We start from the raw sequence: 17,596 nt of genomic DNA, 5'->3' as shown, positions 1-17,596 counted from the left end.
GTTATTTGAGTTGAGAGTGGAAAGGGAAGAGGTAACAGATGATAGATAATAGATGATAGATGATAGATGATAGATGATAGGTTTTAGGTAGCAGACTTGTAACTCATAAACTCGCCGACACTCTTACTCTCCAACTCATAAACTCTTCGTATCTTTGTGGTCAATATTTCAATTTTAAAACATTAAAATTTTTAAATAAAGCATGAGAACATACGCAGGAATTCCCGAGGAAAACGCAACGTTAGAGAATTCGAAAGTAATGTTGGTAACTGTTCCTTACGATGGAACTTCAACATGGGGGAAAGGAGCTGATAAAGGTCCGGAATTATTCTTAAACGCTTCTGAAAACATGGAGCTTTACGATATTGAAACTCAAACAGAACCTTACTTACAGGGAGTTTACTTAGCAGGAGAAGTTTCGGAAAATTCTTCACCGGAAGCAATGACGGAAGCGGTTTATCAGAAAACAAAAGAGCTTTTGGACAATGACGGTAAATTATTTACTCTTTTCGGTGGAGAGCACTCTGTTTCTATCGGTTCTATCCGTGCAGTAGGAGAAAAATTTGAAAATCTAACAGTACTTCAATTAGACGCTCATACAGACTTACGTCCAGAGTTTCACGGTTCTACTTCCAACCACGCTTGTGCTGTTTTTGAAGCCAATCAAAAGCATAATCTGGTACAGGTGGGAATCCGTTCTATGGATATTGAAGAAGCGCAATATTTACCTGAAGGAAGAGTATTTTTTGCTCACGAAATTGCCAACAACGAAAACTGGATCAATGATGTATTGGAAAAAGTATCGGGAAATGTGTATATCACTATTGATTTAGATGCTTTTGATCCTTCTATTGCCCCATCTACAGGAACTCCTGAGCCTGGTGGATTACAATGGTATCCAACGCTGGAATTATTAAGAAAAGTATTTGAAAAATGTAATGTAGTAGCATTTGATATTGTAGAATTAATGGATTCACCAATGGCTAAGCCAACAGCTTTCCTGTCTGCAAAGTTATATTACAAAATGCTTGCTTACTACGATATTTATAACAACAACTAATATTCCGCAAGAATCGGATTTTTTCTGCCGTATATTCTTTGGATATTTGTGAGGTAAAAACAATAATATGATGTCCACACAAAGTCAGATAGATTATAACAGAATTGCCAAAGCGATAGAATATATCCGGAGCAATTTCAGGCTTCAGCCAAGTTTGGAGGAAGTGGCAGAAAATATTCACTTAAGTCCGGCTCATTTCCAGAAAATCTTTACAGATTGGGCAGGAACAAGTCCGAAAAAATTTTTACAGTTCATCAGTCTTGAACATGCTAAAAATTTATTGAAGGAAGAAAAAGCAAGCTTGTTTGATACCGCCTATGAGACAGGACTTTCAAGTACCAGCAGGCTTCATGACCTGTTTGTAAAGATTGAAGGAATGTCTCCGGCAGAATATAAAAACGGAGGAAAAAGCCTTAGTATTCATTACAGTTTTTCCGGAAGTCCTTTCGGAAATATCTTAGTAGCTTCTACAGAAAAAGGAATCTGCTATATGGCTTTTGAAGACGATAAAGAAAAAGCATTCGGGGAACTGAAACAAAAATTCCCCAATGCTTCTTTTATTGAAAAACAGGATGCCCTTCAAAAGAACGCACTGTCCATATTTGATAAAGACTGGACAAAACTCAACACAATAAAACTACACTTAAAAGGAACCGATTTTCAGTTGAAAGTATGGGAAAGTCTGCTGACTATTCCGATGGGTAAACTGTCTACTTATGGCACGTTAGCCGAAAAAATAGGAAATCCTAAAGCCTCCAGAGCAGTGGGAACGGCTATTGGAAGTAATCCGGTTGCATTTCTTATCCCATGCCACCGCGTGATTCAGTCTACAGGACATCTCGGTGGCTACCGATGGGGAAGTGATAGGAAACAGTTGATTGTGGGTTGGGAGGGCTCACATATTTACTCGTAATCTATTTTACCACAAAAGGATTCTGCAATTATTAAGTTTTTGGCTAAAGCCAATGGATTCTTGTATTTTATTAAACGGGCTGAAGCCCGTTTCTATTGATATAAAAATTCGTGTCATTAGTGAAAAACATTGGTGTAATTTGTGTTTAATGAAAGAATCTTTTGTGGCTGAAAACTATTAATTGAAGTTTTGGCTAAAGTCCGTTTCTATTGATGCGAAAATTCGTGTCATTTGTGAAAAATATTAGTGTAATTTGTGTTTAATGAAAAAAAATTAAAAACGATGATGAGCCTTTTCGAAGAAATATCAGATTATCCCCTAAATATCCTTCCACACGATGGAACCGTTCATTATTATGGCAAGGTCTTCACCAAAGAACAATCAGATTTTTACTATAAATATCTGCTTAATCAGATTCCGTGGGAGAATGATGAGGCGGTAATCTTTGGAAAACTGATTTTAACCAAAAGAAAAGTGGCCTGGTTTGGAGAAAAAGCATTTGAATACACTTATTCAAAAAGAACAAAATATGCAAAATTCTGGACTCCCGAATTACTGGAGCTGAAGAAAAAATGTGAAGAAGTGTCGGGAGAAACCTACAATTCCTGTCTGCTTAATTTGTACCACGACGGAAGTGAAGGAATGGCCTACCATAGCGATGGCGAGACAGATCTGAAAAAACATGGAGCCATTGCTTCTCTGACTTTTGGCGCCGAAAGAAAATTTTTATTTAAACATAAAGTAACTAAAGAAAAAGTTGAGATATTCCTCGAAAACGGAAGTTTATTAATTATGAAAGGAACTACCCAGGACAACTGGCTTCACAGGCTTCCACCCACTACAAAAGTGAAAACTCCAAGAGTCAACCTGACTTTCAGAACCATTGAAGAATAGTTTTTAAGAGAAATTTTATCCATAACGTTTGTCACTCCGAAGGAGTCCCAATGATGCTTTATCTAATGGCAAGCTGTTTACGCAGACTTTAGAGAATTACGCTTATCATCTCCATCAATAGAAGTGGGCTTTAGCCCACTTAAACCAAAAGAACAAAATCATCCGGCTTTAGCCAAAACCAAAATAAACTTCAAGCTCTAAAAACAAAAAAGCTGTTCAAACGAACAGCTTTTTCAATTTATTTTAAAATTTCAGCTTCAATGGAGCTGTCATCATATACTTTAATAAATGCTTTGGTGTAATCCTCTTTATTGGCAAAATTCGGGTTATCCATAAATTTCTGTGGATTGATGGCGAAAAGCGGGAACCATGTGCTGCTGATCTGAATCTGGATTTTGTGTCCCTTTTTGAACGTATGAACTACATCCTGAAGTCTGAAGTTAACAGCCGTCTTCTGGTTCGGAACCAAAGCTTCTCCCTTTTCTTTGGTATTTCTGAATCTTGCAGGCATGATCTCACTTCTTACCATCTGGTGGTAGTTGCCATAGATAACGCCTTCTTTCTTTTCTGCAGGCTTAAAATCTTCAGGATAAACATCAATCAGTTTTACTGCAAAATCGGCATCTGTAGACGTGGATGCAATATTCAGTTTAGCCACAATCTCTCCTGCAAATGTAATATCATCAGTCAATACATCGGTAGTGAATGTTAATACATCTGGTCTTCCTACAGCAAATCTCTGGTCTTCCGACATATAATTTTTTGGAGTGAAACCGTTAAAGTCTTTTAAATGATCTGAGCTTAGAACAGGATTGTTAGGATCACTATAATATTCAGAATAGCCTTGTCCGGATGATTTTTTCAGGGTTTTATCAGAAAGATAGAAATTCACTTTCTGAGCATTTTTCGGTGGGTAAGAAGCGAATTCCTTCCATGCTTTAGCACCGGTGTCATACATCAGTGCTTCAGGAAGTCCTGCATCTTCTTTGGTATTGCCTTTCAGATAATGATTGAAAAACCTTGTTTCAATATTTTTCTGATAGTATGTAGCAATGCTGTCACCAAAATACGTTTCACTGTGGAAATGTTTTCCCTGCTCCTGAGACCAGCCGCCATGGGAGAAAGGTCCCATAACGATAGTATTTTTTGCTTTAGGGCTTGTTTTTTCTATGGTTTTATAAATATTCAATGGTCCTGAAAGATCTTCTGCATCAAACCATCCTCCGACAGTCATTACAGCGTGATTAATATTCTTTAAGTGAGGAAGAAGACCTCTTTTCTGCCAGAATTCATCATAGTTGGTATGATTCATAATCTCTGTCATGAAGAAATTATTCTTGTAATATTTTTCATATCCATCTTTCAGAGTACCCATATCTCTGTAGAATTTCAAACCGTCTTCAGAAGTCTGTTTGATGAAAGAATCCATATACCAGGCCTGTTTCTCCGGCTGCGTTTTTTGAACCCCAAAAACAGGGAATGTTCTGAAATAGCCGAGCATAAATCTTCCGTTGTGAAGAAAGTCGTCATTCCAGAAATCAGAAATAGGTGCCTGTGGTGAAGAAGCTACCAAAGCAGGATGCTGTGACAACGTTCCTACAGCAGTATAGAATCCCGGGTATGATGTTCCGAATTGGCCTACTTTACCATTGTTATCTTTCACATTTTTCAAAAGCCATTCGATGGTGTCATAAGTATCAGTACTTTCATCAACATCTTTTTTGGTCTTGCGTTCCACCTGCGGAGTCATATTGGTAAAAGTGCCTTCACTCATATATCTTCCGCGTACGTCCTGATACACGAAAATATACTTGTCTTTCATAAGATACGTGTTGGGACCTACCTTTGTTTTATATTCACTTTCTCCGTACGGTGCGATACTGTAACAGGTTCTCTGCATCAGGAACGGATATTTGTTCTTGTTCGATATATCTTTCGGGATATATACCGCAGTGAAAAGTTTTACGCCATCACGCATTGGAATATAAAATTCTTTCTTGGTGAAATTGTCTTTAACGAAAGTATCTTTCTGTTCCGTTTTCTGAGCTTTTCCAAGAATGAAAAAAAGAATACATAATACTGAAATATGGATTTTCATAAAAAAAATTTGATGCTAATTTAAAAATAAAAACAGGTTTATTCGTAAATCTTGTTTAAAAGGTTGTTGTGATTACTACTAATCTGTGTAATATGATGATATTTCTTGGGAAACCACCCCGTCAAAAATTCTTTGAATTTTCGCCACCCCTCCGGAGGAGGGGAATATTACGTATTCACTTGTAATGGAGCTCAGTATTATATTTCAGGTTGTCTATAAAAATAGCCGGAAAGATCCGGCCATTATCAAAAATTATATATAAAGTATGGTGTGATTATTACTTCTTTTTTCCTGCAAACTTATTCAGTTTCATGCTGATGGAAAACATGATGTATCGTTTCAGGATGAGATCTTCACGATCTTCAAAATAAGAATCGGTGATCGTTCTTCTTACGCTTTGATTTTGATTTAAAACATCATAGACCTTTACTTTTGCCGTAAACTGTTTTTTATAGAACGAATATCCAAGGCTGGTATTCCAGAAGTAGAAATCTTTTTTAAAGCCCGGAGCAATATTGGAATTGGTATTGTATTCAAAATCGTTTCCAAATACGAAATTGCCTTTCAGCATATAATTGGTGAGTTCCAGTTTTAGGGATTGATTGGCTGTATTTACATTCGTTACATTATAATTGGTATAATTGGAGAAACTGTATCCAAGTCTGTAAGAAGGTTTGATGGTCATTTTATCCTTGATTTCATAGGTGAGATTAAGACCTGGGTTTAGATTGTAAGAATTGCTGGTGAAAGATTGTCCGTCAATAAAACCGTTATTGTAAGCATAATTCATGGTGAGTCTTGGATTGATAATAAGTTTATTATTCTTCCATTTCAATACTTTACTAAAACCTCCGCCGGCATTGATGCTTTTATTTCCGCTTACGTTGTCATAAGTAATTACCTGTTTCCCTGCATTATCATAGGTGGAAAAATTGATGATGTCATTATTTCTGTACGTAAAGCCGATATTGAAATAGTAGCTGAGATCTTTTACTTTATTATAATTGTTGAAATACAAATAAAGATTGTTGGTCCAGGTGTTTTTTAAGTCAGGGTTTCCCTGAAACGTAATCAAAGGATTGGATTCATCTTTATATGGAGTCAATTGTTCTGCGGTGGGAATGGTGAAGTTGGAATAGTTATAAATGTTCAAGGTTTTTCCTTCACTCAGCTGATAGTAAAGATTGACATTATATTGGGGCAGTACAAAATTTTTCTGCAGATCATATTGCTGTCCGTTATAGATAGAATTTACCTTCATATCTGAAATATCAAGATTCATGGAAGCCCAGAAATTCAGTTTCTTTTTATTAATCTGATATGTAAGCTCAGGAGAGATCTGATTAATTCTTTGCTTCATATTGTTGGATAAAAGCTGATTGTATTTAGTGTAGTCTCCGGTTGTATTATCAAAATCATTTACATTCCTCAAGTCTCTGGTAGATCGGGTTTCATATTTCACTTCAAAACTTACACTGGACGAATCGGAAACAGGTTCTGTATATCCGGCATTGAAATTGAAACTGCTGTTCTGATTTTTATTTTTGGCTAATTGATCCCTGTTGTCTGTTGATATTCCATTGGATTGATAGAACGTGTTTTGAGATTGATTCAGATTATCCCTTCTGGATTCTGAAATGGAACTGTTCATATTAGCGGAAATTGAACGGCCTTTTTTTCTGAATTTTCTTGAAAAATAGAGATATGGATTAAATGAATTGCTTTCCGAATCATTACTGGAATACGCATTACTTTCATTCAGAAGACTGCCATTCCTTAAAGAAGAGGATCTTGAGTTATTGAAACTGAAACTGCTGTTTTTTGTAAATCTCGGAGAAAGATAGATACTGGTCATAGAATCCAGCTTGATTTTGGCTGAAGTATCAAAACTGTATTGCTTGGATTCATTTTCTCCGTTACTTTCAGAATTGGTCTGAAGCGTGTAAGCAGGGAGAAGAGTAGACCTTGAAACTTTAGACCTTGTTTCTGTATTAGAATCGGAATGCATTAGACTGAAGGAATCCAGATCGGCATCTTTTCCAAGTTTGTCACTGTAGTTTAAGCCAATGGTCGTAGACCTTTGAATTCCTTTTGTACCACCTCCCTGGTTAAAGTAAGTTACATTTCCTACCGTTGAGACAGATCCTCCCTGCATCATCCAGGCATTCCGGCCATTACCCATGCTGTCAAAAACCTCATCTCTGGAAAATCCCTGGGAATTGATATTGTTGGAAGAAGCCAACAAACTTATTTTCGTATCCCCTTTAAAATAACTGGCCAGTCCGCTTGCTTCATACCGCTTGTCTGATCCATAGCCGACCGTAAGTCTTGTCAGCAAACCTTTATTTTTCTTTTCATCAATATTAAAGTTGATAGTGGTATTCTGGGATTTGGCTGCTTTTCCGCTCAGTTCCTCCTCCTTTGTTTTGGTGGTGGTAAACTGGATATTCTTGATGATATCTGCAGGTAGATTTTGGAGGGCAATTTTACCGTCTTTATCAAAGAAAGGTTTTCCGTTGATCATGATTTGATCCACCTCTTTTCCATTCACCGTAATTTTTCCTTCATTGCTGATCTCTACACCGGGAATCTGCTTCAGAAGTTCCTCAATTTTACTGTCAGGTCTTACTTTGATTGCGGCTGCATTAAATTCAATAGTATCTTTTTTAATTTTTACCGGAGAAACCGTAATTTTTACCTCATCAATCGTATTCACAATGCCTTGTTTCTCGAGCTGAATATCCCCCAGTGATAATGACAGGTTTATTTTTTCAAATTTTTTCGAATAGGAAGATAATTTATCAGCGTCTACTTTAAGAATGGAAGGTTCTTTTATGTCATCAATTTTCAGAGAAAATTTCCCTTCTTTGTTGGTAGCTGTGTAATTGATAATGGATGAGTCTTTTTCTTTCAAAAGATAAACGGTGGCATTTTCTATCGCTTTCTTTTCATAATCGGATATTTTTCCGTCAATGTGTAGTTTTTGGGCGTGCAGAATAATGACTGTGAACATCAAAGTCAATAGCAGCAGAGTTTTCTTCATTAGTTTTTTTTTCAGAGCCGTAAAAATATAAAAACATCCCAAATCTGGGATGTTTCGATGTTTTTTTTGTGAAAATTTATTATTTTTTAATAAAAATTATGCTCTTAAATATCTTGAATAAGCATATCCTTCCTGACCATCTGCATTTTTCACTTTCCACCAGTCATCAGAAGTCTGCTCAATAAGAGTTACAGAAGAACCTTTTGCAGCTTTACCTACAACGGCAGCCTCAGTAGAAGGTTCCTGTCTGATGTTAAGATTAGATTCTTCAGTAGCCACTGTTAAAGAAGCCCCTGAAGCAAGACCTGCAACCTGTACATCAATATTGATATCTGAAGCAGAATAAGTAGAATCAATAGCTCCTAAAGCATTCCATACAGCATCTTTAGCTGCAGTATTGGAAGCATTTCCGGAAACATAAAGAATTCCATCCTGCTCCTGAACCTGAAGATTGGAAATCCCTGCAGACTGTGCCGCTGAAACTACACTTGAATATTTATCTTGTAATTCGCTCATCTTTAATTATTTTACGATTAGGTTGTTGTTATACTTTCCGATTTTCAAAGCATCTACAGATTCTTTGATTTTTCTGGCCTGTAAAGCAGAAACATTTCCTGTAAGCGTAAGCTGTCCGTTTACAACTTCTACTTTTACAGAAGGGAAATCCTTCACCGCATCCTGAACTTTTTTCTGAACAGCAGGATCTACAGCAGAAGCAGTTTCCACTGGTGCAGGTGCAGGTGCAGCTGCTATAGTAGACATATCCATTACGTCTTTTACCCCGCTGATAGCTTTTAATTTAGCAATCATTGCGTCTTTAGACTGTTGATCTGCGAAAGTACCGCTTAAGTGAGCTACACCTTCTTTTACTTCAACAGAAGCATTGGGATTAGAAGTTACTATAGTTGTAGCCTGAGTCTGAAGGTCGGCATCAGAAACTTTCTTTTTACAAGAAATAGCACCGAAAGATACAGCTACAGCTAATGCAGCCATTGCAATAGTTTTTTTCATATTGTATATTTATTAATGTTGTTATACACTCAAATGTAATAATAAAATTTGTACCAAAGGAATAAAAATTCAATAAATGTTTCTTAATTTTTTTACAATATTTTCTAAACCAGGGTTTTAATTTTCAGGGATTAAAAACTTAATGCAAAATTCAACGCTATAGAAGAAAATCGTCTGCCAATTGAAAAACCATTATATTTGCGCAAATTGAACTATATATATGAAAGGACAGAATAAACTTTTTATAGCAATTATCATTGCCCTTCTTCTGGGCGTAGGAATCGGAGGTATTGTACACGTGAGCTATCCGGATAGTGCAGAACCCTTTTCTAAAAACATAAAACTGTTGGGAACGGTTTTTATCAGATTGGTACAGATGATTATTGCTCCATTGGTTTTTACAACATTAGTAGTGGGGATTGCCAAAATGAGTGATATCAAAATGATTGGAAGAGTAGGTACAAAAGCCATGCTTTGGTTTATTTCAGCTTCTCTGATTTCCCTTTTTATCGGGTTGATCCTTGTTAACTGGCTGGAGCCGGGACATGTTACAAAATTACCGATTCAGGATGTGGCTTCTGCTGATGAGCTTCTTAAAAGCAGCAAAAGTTTTTCCATGGAAGACTTTGTAAAACACATGATTCCTAAAAGTTTATTTGAAGCCTTCGCTACCAACGAGGTATTGCAGATTGTTGTATTTGCGGTAATGTTTGGAGTTGCTTTGGCTAATCTTGGAGAAGAATACGCTAAGCCTGTTGTGAAACTATTTGATATTATTGCTCACGCCATTCTTAAAATGGTAGGGTATATCATGTGGTTTGCTCCGCTTGGAGTATTGGGCGCTATTGCAGCGGTAGTGGCCACCAATGGTTTTGAAATTTTTAAAGTATATGCTATTTATTTAAGAGACTTCTTCTTTGCTATAGGAGTTCTCTGGCTGGTCCTTTTACTGGTAGGATATTTCATCTTAGGAAACCGTCTTTTTGATCTTTTAAAAAGAATTAAAGAGCCTTTGCTAATTGCTTTCTCTACTACAAGTTCAGAAGCAGTATTCCCGAAATTGGTGGAAGAACTGGAGAAATTCGGGTGTAACAGCAGAGTAGTATCTTTTATTTTACCTTTAGGATATTCATTCAATCTGGATGGAAGTATGATGTACATGACATTTGCTTCAATCTTTATTGCTCAGATCTACGGAATCGAAATGACCCTTGGACAGCAGATCACTATGCTTTTGGTATTAATGCTTACGTCAAAAGGAATTGCAGGAGTTCCAAGAGCTTCCCTGGTAATTATTGTGGCAACATGTTCAATGTTCGGGATTCCGCCAGAAGGTATTGCTTTGATTTTACCAATTGACCATTTCTGTGATATGGGTAGAAGTATGACCAACGTACTTGGAAATACGCTGGCAACCACAGCAGTTTCAAAATGGGAAGGGCAGTTAACTGAACCATTGGACAAAATTTAAATATCAATGAGTTTACATAACTTAGAAAATCATAAAAGCCATATTGAAGAATATGGCTTTGCTGTTATCAATGATGTGTTTTCGCAGAAAGAACTTGAAGACATCAATGTTGTGCTGCAAAATATAGACACTTCAAAAGAAAATTTTAGAAAGTCTGAAGACCTTTTTGCTATCAGGCAGTTCTTAAAAGAAGTTCCGGAAATCAAAGATCTTGTGTTTAATGAAAACATCCGGAAAGTGGTGAAAGAAATCTTCGGTGAAAAATATTTTGTGGTTAAAAGTATCTATTTTGATAAGCCTGAAACCTCCAACTGGTATGTAGCCTATCACCAGGATCTTACTATTTCTGTAGATAAGAAGTTGGAACTCGCTAATTTCGGACCTTGGACCACCAAACAAAATCAGTTTGCGGTACAGCCTCCACTCAACGTTTTGGAAAATATCTATACCATCAGAATCCATCTGGATGATACCGATGAAAACAACGGAGCGCTGAAAGTGGTTCCAAAGTCTCATGCAAAAGGCATTTACAGACCCGAGACTATTGATTGGACTGTAGAAACAGAAGAAATCTGCAACGTAGAAAAAGGGGGAATTATGCTGATGAAACCTTTAACGCTTCATGGTTCTAACAGAACAACGAACGGAAGGAAAAGAAGAGTCATTCACATCGAGTTTTCTGATATAGAACTTCCGGAAGTTCTGCAATGGTCGGAAAGAATGAATGGATAAAAAATACGCCCTTCGAATTTTCGAAGGGTGATTTTTTTTGTAGGAAGCTGGATGCTGGAAGTTTCTGAAAGTCTAAAGATTAATCTATGTTTACTTATCAAATTTTTAATTTTAACCTTTCTTCAAGCCAACTTTAAAAAGTACTCCGGCAGATAGAAACTTCCATCTTCCTTCTCCCATCTTCCTTACTTTATACCAATCTCATCAATAAAGATATACGCATCGCCTCCGGCTCCCTGATGCCATTCCGGAAGTTTTCCGAAGTAGTAGGCTTTTACTTTGATATAACGTGCTTCGGTAGGAAGAATTTCTGTAGAAAAATCTTTGATCTGTACTTTTTCATCCTTAGGATCAATAGTATTGTCAACGGTCTTCAGAAGGACAAAATCTTTTCCGTTCATGGAAGCGTAATATTCCACCTTTTTAGGCATCAGAATCCATGCTTTGCTGTCCTGAAGGTACGTTGAAGATAAATATTTAATGTTTTGAGGGGATTTAAGATCAATAATAGCTTCAAAATTTTGTCCCTGATAACCATGCCATTCACCCTTTCTCCAATTAACATCTCCTCTGATTCCGTCAATAAGTGCCAAGTTTCCGGTAGCACTGTACTGCGGAGTCACTTTTGACAGAATATTAATATCCCAATAGTTTGGTCTTCTGTTGAAATGAGCGGTTGTCACAGAGCTTTTTTCGCCGTTTCTTTCAGCATAAGCCATTACCTGAGTAGTTTTGGTGATGGAAATCGGGCCTTTATAAGTAGAGAATGTTTTTCTTTTATTGCTGTCACTCTCATCCATTGTCATATAATATACTTTGTCGCTTGGGTTTAATGGAGTGATTTCAACTTTGGTAGAAAAGTCGAAGATTCTGTCGGCAGCAATTACCGGAGAGGCTGTCTGTTCAGGATATTTAAAATCTTTAGCAGGTTTTACATTTTCGAAACCTAATTTTTTGAGCTCTGCTCTGCCTGTAGTTTTTGTAATCGTTCTTGTAGTGCCGTCTTCAAGGTGAATTTTAATTTCGTCAAAATATGGAGTGGTGGTTTCCCATTCCGGTAATCCCGGGGTTACAGAATAAATTCCTATTGAGCTTAAAACATACCATGCACTCATCTGGCCGCAGTCTTCATTTCCGATCAATCCGTCAGGGGTGTTTTTATAAAAATTATCAAGAATGTATTTGATTTTCGCATCTGTTTTTTCTGGCTTGTCGACGAAATTATACAGATAGGCAATGTGGTGGCTTGGCTCATTTCCCTGGGCATATTGGCCCATCAATCCTGTGATGTCCACTTGTTCTCTTCCCGTAGTTTTATCAGGAGCAGTAAAGATAGCATCAATAAACTGTTCAAACTTTTCTTTCCCGCCATGAGCCGCAATAAGTCCCGGAATGTCCTGCTGTACAGAATATGAATAATGCCATGAGTTTCCTTCCGTATAATTATTGTTGACTTCTCTCGGGTCAAATGGTTCATACCAGTTTCCGTTCTTTCTTGGCTGCATAAAACCTGTTTTTGGATTATAAAGGTTTTTCCAGTTCTGAGAACGCTTCATGAACTCCTGATACTCTTCTTTTTTGCCTAAAATTTTTGCCATCTGAGCAATACACCAGTCATCATAAGCATATTCTACAGTTTTCGAAACACTTTCATGCTCGTCATCTATACTGATATAATGATTCTGTTTATAAGCATTCAATCCAAAAATATCCTGCATGGCTGAACCTTTTGCTGCCTGAAATGCCTTCTCATAATCAAATCCCTGAATTCCTTTTGCCATTGCATCTGCAATAACAGAAACGGAGTGGTAGCCAATCATGCATTCTGTTTCATTGGAAGCCAGTTCCCATACCGGAAGTTTTCCTCCCTGTTCATATTGTTTAATGAAAGTATTGATAAAATCAGCAGTTCTTTTTCTGTCGATTAAAGTCATCAGCGGATGTGCTCCTCTGAAGGTGTCCCAAAGTGAAAATACCGTATAATAATCAAAACCATTGGTGGTATAAAGCTTATTATCTCTGCCTCTGTATCTTCCGTCTACATCCATATTGATGTTGGGTTGTGTGAAAACGTGATAAAGAGCGGTGTAAAAAATGGCTAATTTGTTTTTATCATCAGATTTCACCTCAATTTTTGAAAGCTCTTTGTCCCAGTCAGATTGAGCTTGCTTTCTTACAATGTCAAAATCGCCTGACTGTCCTTCTGCCAGCATATTTTTTCCTGCTCCTTCATATCCTGTAGGAGAAACAGAAACTTTTACATTGATCTTTTCTCCTTTTTTAACGGTGGCTGAAAATGCCAGAGCAAGTTTTGTTCCGGTAAAAAGATTGTTTTCCTGCTTTCCGTTAACTTCTTTTTTTGAAATTTTCATGGGTTTTGAAAACTCAATTCTGGCGTAAATATACTGGTTGGTGGCCCATGCTTCACTTCTTCTGAAAACCTCAATGGTTTTATCATCAATAATCTTTACTTCCCCTTCCAGAAGTTTGTCTCTGTGATTGAGGTCTAAGATAATATTGGCATTGCCTGCGTTGTTGAACGTATATTCGTGATAGCCGACCCTTCTGGTAGTAGTAAGGCGGACATCAATATTATTCTTATCTAATTTTACAGAATAATATCCGGCAGCCGCCTTTTCATTTTTATGTGAAAACCTTGAAGAATAATCCTTGCTGCCCAGACCTGGGTTTCCCATCGTAGGCATCAGCATGATATCTCCATAATCGGAAACTCCCGTTCCGTTCAGATGAGTATGAGAAAAACCATAGATTACAGAATCCGAATAATGATATCCGCTGCATCCGTCCCAGCTTCCATCAATTCTTGTATCGGGAGAAAGCTGTACCATCCCGAATGGAACGATTGCCCCGGGAAAAGTGTGGCCATGCCCTCCGGTTCCTATAAACGGATTCACATATTGGGAATAGCTCTGTGCAGAAATGATCTGAGTAATAAATATAGAAAATGCAATAAGCCCTTTTTTCATGTTCTGATTTTATCAGACGAAGATATTGAAAAACAGCAAAAGTGATGCAATAAAAGATCATTACCGTTTGTCCTGTTAAAAACGATCTCATTCATAAGAAGACAGAGCGAATTTAAATTACACTTCTCCTTCAAAAAAATGATTGAGATAGGTCTCTTTATCTTTGTCTTCTCTTCCGGAGCCCAGATATTTTTTCCAGGACTGAGATTCATGATAGACAATACCCATTTCCCAGACACAATAAGTTGGGAGGTGGGTTTTGTTTCTGTCCCATATTTCAAATTGTCCGGAACCATCATAATACACGCTCTCCCATAATTCGTTTTCATTTCGCCATGTACATACCAGTAAAAGATAGTTTTTTCCGCAGCGGTGCATAATGACAAATCCGAGATCATCAATGTTTTTAAAGTTTTCTTCAGCACTTTCGATACACTTTTGGGCATTTTCAATGTCCTGTTGTGAAACTTCTGCAGGATCATTGGCCAGGTCATACCATTTGAATTTTGTTTTTCCAACAATAATAATTCCTTTTGGCTGTGCATATTTGGAAGGATAGGAGGTCGTTTTCATATCAATTGCTTTCTGGGAGAGGATGTGGTATCAGAATGAAAAAACAGAATAAGAAATTTTTAACGATCTGATTTATCACCTGATATTATAGATTTTATTGATTCTAAATTACCGAAAAAATGCGTAAATTTGTAAACAATTTATATTTATATGTTGACGAAAGAAAAGGTTCAGGAATTCCTTAAAGAAATAGAAGTAGACGATTTGGTGAATAATCTTCAGATTATGGGTAACGATGTTTATATTGATATGACTGCCCATTCGCCTGCAATGCACGAAAAGAAAAAACTGGAGGCTGCTATGAAACAGGCTTTTGCCAGTGAGTTTGGAGAAGACATTCATTTAAAACTTAAAATCGTTTCTCCGGAGCCTAGTGAAATTCAGCAAAGTCAGATCAAAGGAAAACAGATTCCGGGAATTCAAAATATTATCGCTATTGCTTCCGGTAAAGGAGGAGTAGGGAAATCTACCGTTTCTGCAAATATGGCAGTAACGTTGGCTAAAATGGGCTTTAAAGTAGGATTACTGGATGCTGATATCTACGGTCCTTCAGTTCCTACCATGTTTGATACAGAGGGACAAAAACCAATTTCTGTAGAAGTGAATGGTAAGAATCTGATGAAGCCTATCGAAAATTATGGAGTAAAAATGCTTTCAATAGGATACTTCTCAGGAGCCAATCAGGCAGTAGTATGGAGAGGTCCTATGGCTTCAAAAGCTTTGAACCAGATGATCAGAGATGCAGCATGGGGAGAACTGGATTTCCTTCTAATTGACCTTCCTCCGGGAACAGGTGACATTCACTTGTCAATTATCCAGGAAGTACCAGTAACAGGAGCGGTCATCGTAAGTACACCTCAGCATGTTGCATTGGCAGACGTAAGAAAAGGAATTGCCATGTTCCAGATGGAAAGTATTAACATTCCTGTGCTTGGTTTGATCGAAAATATGGCGTATTTTACACCGGAAGAACTTCCTGACAATAAATATTATATCTTTGGAAACCAGGGAGCACAATATTTAGCGGAAGATCTTGGAATTCCGGTATTGGGTGAAATTCCACTAATCCAGAGCATCAGAGAAGCAGGTGACGTTGGAAGACCGGCAGCACTTCAGGAAGGATCTAAAATTGAAGATATCTACACAGAAACTGCCAGAAAAATGGTAGAAAGCTTAGTGGAAAGAAATAAAAATCTTCCTCCCACTGAAGCAGTGAAGATTTCCACAATGGCAGGATGCTCGCCAAAAGCAAAATAATAATAATTTCAATAAAATTTGAAGAAACCGAATTGAACTGAAAAAATATGGAAACAAACATAACGCACGAAGATACAGTAACAAGAGTAATGGAAGCTCTGGAAAGCATCAGGCCGTTTTTGAATAAAGACGGTGGTGATATTGAGCTTATTGATGTGAAAGATAATCAGGTGTTTGTAAAACTTTTAGGTAACTGTTCCGGGTGTTCATTGAATTTTTCAACCTTAAAACTGGGTGTTGAAAATACAATCAAACAACATGCTCCGGAAATCGAAAAGGTAATCAACGTAGAGTAAATTATATCTGAGATATTTTTAAAAAGACAGGCTTTTTTTAAGGCCTGTCTTTTTATTTGCATTAATAACAATAAGTTTGGTTCACCAAGCTTAACCAAACCCGTCAGGTTTATTAATTTTTGAGTATATTTTCACGTAATAAATGAAAATTATAATCCTGCCGGAGGTGCAGCTGCTGCTCCACTATTTAATCCTCCTAAGTTTTGAGACACTGGTGTAAGCGTTTTAAGTACACTATTATTGATAACAAGGCAGTAGATTGTCCATGTTCCATTCACTCCACCTGGAGTAGCCGTGGCTAAATAGTCAGCTGATAAACGCCATGTTCCGGCAGAAGTAAATGCAAACACATTTGCGGGAGCATAAGTAGGAGGTGTTGTTCCTGTATTAGTATTTAAAGAGGTGTTAAAACTATTTCCTACTACTGTCACAGTATAATCTGTGCTGCTTATTTTAGTGTCATAATTAGCAACCCAGTCTCCATTAACGTTAGAAATTGTATAAACAATATAATTTAGCGGTGATGTATTTCCGGTTGATGAAACAGCAATTTTCACTTCTCCTGTTGTGTTGTCTCTCACAAGGGTAGAAACATTAGTTGATGAATTGGAACTTGAAGCAGTCCCAATTCTCACATTACCATTAATATCCAATTTAGTAGTAGGTGCGGAAGTCCCGATTCCTATTCTGTCATTTTGTGTATCTACTGAAAAAGTAGTGCCATCAATATTAAATTGATTGACACTGGGGGTACTTGCTGTAAAAGATAATGTTTTATTAGTCATGGCGACAGTACGATTTGCTTGTATCGTACCATCTGTATTATATATACTGGTATCGCTGGGAACAGAGGTAATTACTTTTTGCCAGATAGTTCCATCAAAATAATAGTAGCCGGGTGTAGTAACATTGTTTGTTTTTACTGTAAGGGTACCTGTTGTATCTAATACATATACTAAGGTACCTGTTTGCGGGGAATTATAAGCCCCGTCTTTAGCAATAAGGTCAGCTCTTGATAATCTAGGAGTGATTAATCCCTCAGCAATAGCAGGAGCTGTGGCTGTTGTTAATGCTTTTACATCAAGAGTTGCAGTGGGAGAGCTTGTGTTTATCCCTACCTGAGCAAAATATAAGCTGAAAAATAAGCTTAATGAGAACAATAGTACTTTTTTCATGATTTCTTTTGGTTTTGTGTTTTTTAACTGTAAAATGGTTTTACTGTTAAATATTAAAATGTTATTTAAATATACAAATAATATAA

Annotated in this window: 14 protein-coding genes; 7 read left to right on the top strand and 7 right to left on the bottom strand. The window is 37.1% G+C overall.

Features of this window, described 5'->3' with window-relative positions; translation table 11 throughout:
- The first annotated feature begins 202 nt into the window (after nucleotides 1–202).
- From speB to DEU40_RS11615, 3 genes are all read left to right on the top strand, one after another.
- On the top strand, nucleotides 203–1,060 hold the full coding sequence (gene speB / locus DEU40_RS11625) for an agmatinase (protein ID WP_110009986.1): 858 nt from the start codon (nucleotides 203–205) through the stop codon (nucleotides 1,058–1,060).
- A 70-nt stretch (nucleotides 1,061–1,130) separates the two neighbouring features.
- On the top strand, nucleotides 1,131–1,973 hold the full coding sequence (locus DEU40_RS11620; protein ID WP_110009985.1) for a bifunctional helix-turn-helix domain-containing protein/methylated-DNA--[protein]-cysteine S-methyltransferase: 843 nt from the start codon (nucleotides 1,131–1,133) through the stop codon (nucleotides 1,971–1,973).
- Between the two features lie 285 nt (nucleotides 1,974–2,258).
- Nucleotides 2,259–2,867, top strand: a complete 609-nt coding sequence (locus tag DEU40_RS11615; RefSeq protein WP_110010096.1) for an alpha-ketoglutarate-dependent dioxygenase AlkB family protein — start codon at nucleotides 2,259–2,261, stop codon at nucleotides 2,865–2,867.
- Nucleotides 2,868–3,105: 238 nt separating this feature from the next.
- On the opposite strand, the gene DEU40_RS11610 is transcribed toward DEU40_RS11615, so the two are convergent.
- The 4 genes from DEU40_RS11610 to DEU40_RS11595 form a co-directional block, all read right to left on the bottom strand.
- A complete protein-coding gene (locus DEU40_RS11610; protein ID WP_110009984.1) occupies nucleotides 3,106–4,965 on the bottom strand; it encodes a CocE/NonD family hydrolase in 1,860 nt (619 codons plus the stop codon).
- Between the two features lie 277 nt (nucleotides 4,966–5,242).
- Nucleotides 5,243–8,008 (bottom strand): TonB-dependent receptor, encoded by a 2,766-nt coding sequence (locus tag DEU40_RS11605; RefSeq protein ID WP_181397963.1) that lies wholly within the window; start codon nucleotides 8,006–8,008, stop codon nucleotides 5,243–5,245.
- Between the two features lie 96 nt (nucleotides 8,009–8,104).
- The gene (locus DEU40_RS11600) at nucleotides 8,105–8,524 is read right to left on the bottom strand and encodes an SH3 domain-containing protein (protein WP_076596553.1); all 420 of its coding nucleotides are present in this window, start codon (nucleotides 8,522–8,524) and stop codon (nucleotides 8,105–8,107) included.
- Nucleotides 8,525–8,530: 6 nt separating this feature from the next.
- Nucleotides 8,531–9,019, bottom strand: coding sequence for a BON domain-containing protein (locus DEU40_RS11595; protein ID WP_110009982.1), 489 nt, complete (start codon nucleotides 9,017–9,019; stop codon nucleotides 8,531–8,533).
- A 220-nt stretch (nucleotides 9,020–9,239) separates the two neighbouring features.
- On the opposite strand from DEU40_RS11595, the gene DEU40_RS11590 reads away from it, so the two are divergent.
- Nucleotides 9,240–10,490 carry a dicarboxylate/amino acid:cation symporter gene (locus DEU40_RS11590; RefSeq protein WP_047434424.1) on the top strand — a complete coding sequence of 417 codons (1,251 nt, stop codon included), beginning with the start codon at nucleotides 9,240–9,242 and terminating at the stop codon, nucleotides 10,488–10,490.
- Between the two features lie 6 nt (nucleotides 10,491–10,496).
- Entirely contained in the window at nucleotides 10,497–11,222 is a 726-nt protein-coding gene (locus DEU40_RS11585; RefSeq protein ID WP_110009981.1) for a phytanoyl-CoA dioxygenase family protein, read from the top strand.
- 185 nt (nucleotides 11,223–11,407) lie between these two features.
- Here DEU40_RS11585 and DEU40_RS11580 read toward each other — a convergent pair whose 3' ends face one another.
- Both DEU40_RS11580 and DEU40_RS11575 read right to left on the bottom strand, forming a co-directional pair.
- Nucleotides 11,408–14,209 (bottom strand): GH92 family glycosyl hydrolase, encoded by a 2,802-nt coding sequence (locus DEU40_RS11580; protein WP_110009980.1) that lies wholly within the window; start codon nucleotides 14,207–14,209, stop codon nucleotides 11,408–11,410.
- A 117-nt stretch (nucleotides 14,210–14,326) separates the two neighbouring features.
- Nucleotides 14,327–14,782 carry a hypothetical protein gene (locus DEU40_RS11575; protein ID WP_110009979.1) on the bottom strand — a complete coding sequence of 152 codons (456 nt, stop codon included), beginning with the start codon at nucleotides 14,780–14,782 and terminating at the stop codon, nucleotides 14,327–14,329.
- 150 nt (nucleotides 14,783–14,932) lie between these two features.
- Between DEU40_RS11575 and DEU40_RS11570 the strand changes: the two genes are divergently transcribed.
- Together DEU40_RS11570 and DEU40_RS11565 are read left to right on the top strand one after the other, a co-directional pair.
- Nucleotides 14,933–16,039 carry an Mrp/NBP35 family ATP-binding protein gene (locus DEU40_RS11570; protein WP_110009978.1) on the top strand — a complete coding sequence of 369 codons (1,107 nt, stop codon included), beginning with the start codon at nucleotides 14,933–14,935 and terminating at the stop codon, nucleotides 16,037–16,039.
- Nucleotides 16,040–16,086: 47 nt separating this feature from the next.
- Nucleotides 16,087–16,335: a NifU family protein gene (locus DEU40_RS11565; protein ID WP_002977212.1), complete on the top strand. Its 249-nt coding sequence runs from the start codon at nucleotides 16,087–16,089 to the stop codon at nucleotides 16,333–16,335.
- A gap of 149 nt (nucleotides 16,336–16,484) precedes the next feature.
- Here DEU40_RS11565 and DEU40_RS11560 read toward each other — a convergent pair whose 3' ends face one another.
- A complete protein-coding gene (locus DEU40_RS11560) occupies nucleotides 16,485–17,510 on the bottom strand; it encodes a hypothetical protein (RefSeq protein WP_110009977.1) in 1,026 nt (341 codons plus the stop codon).
- Between the last annotated feature and the right edge of the window lie 86 nt (nucleotides 17,511–17,596).

Source organism: Chryseobacterium sp. AG844 (genome assembly GCF_003182335.1).
Taxonomy (GTDB): domain Bacteria; phylum Bacteroidota; class Bacteroidia; order Flavobacteriales; family Weeksellaceae; genus Chryseobacterium; species Chryseobacterium cupriresistens.
The sequence above is the reverse complement of the archived record's forward strand: the minus strand, read 5'-3'. Positions and strand labels throughout refer to the sequence as shown.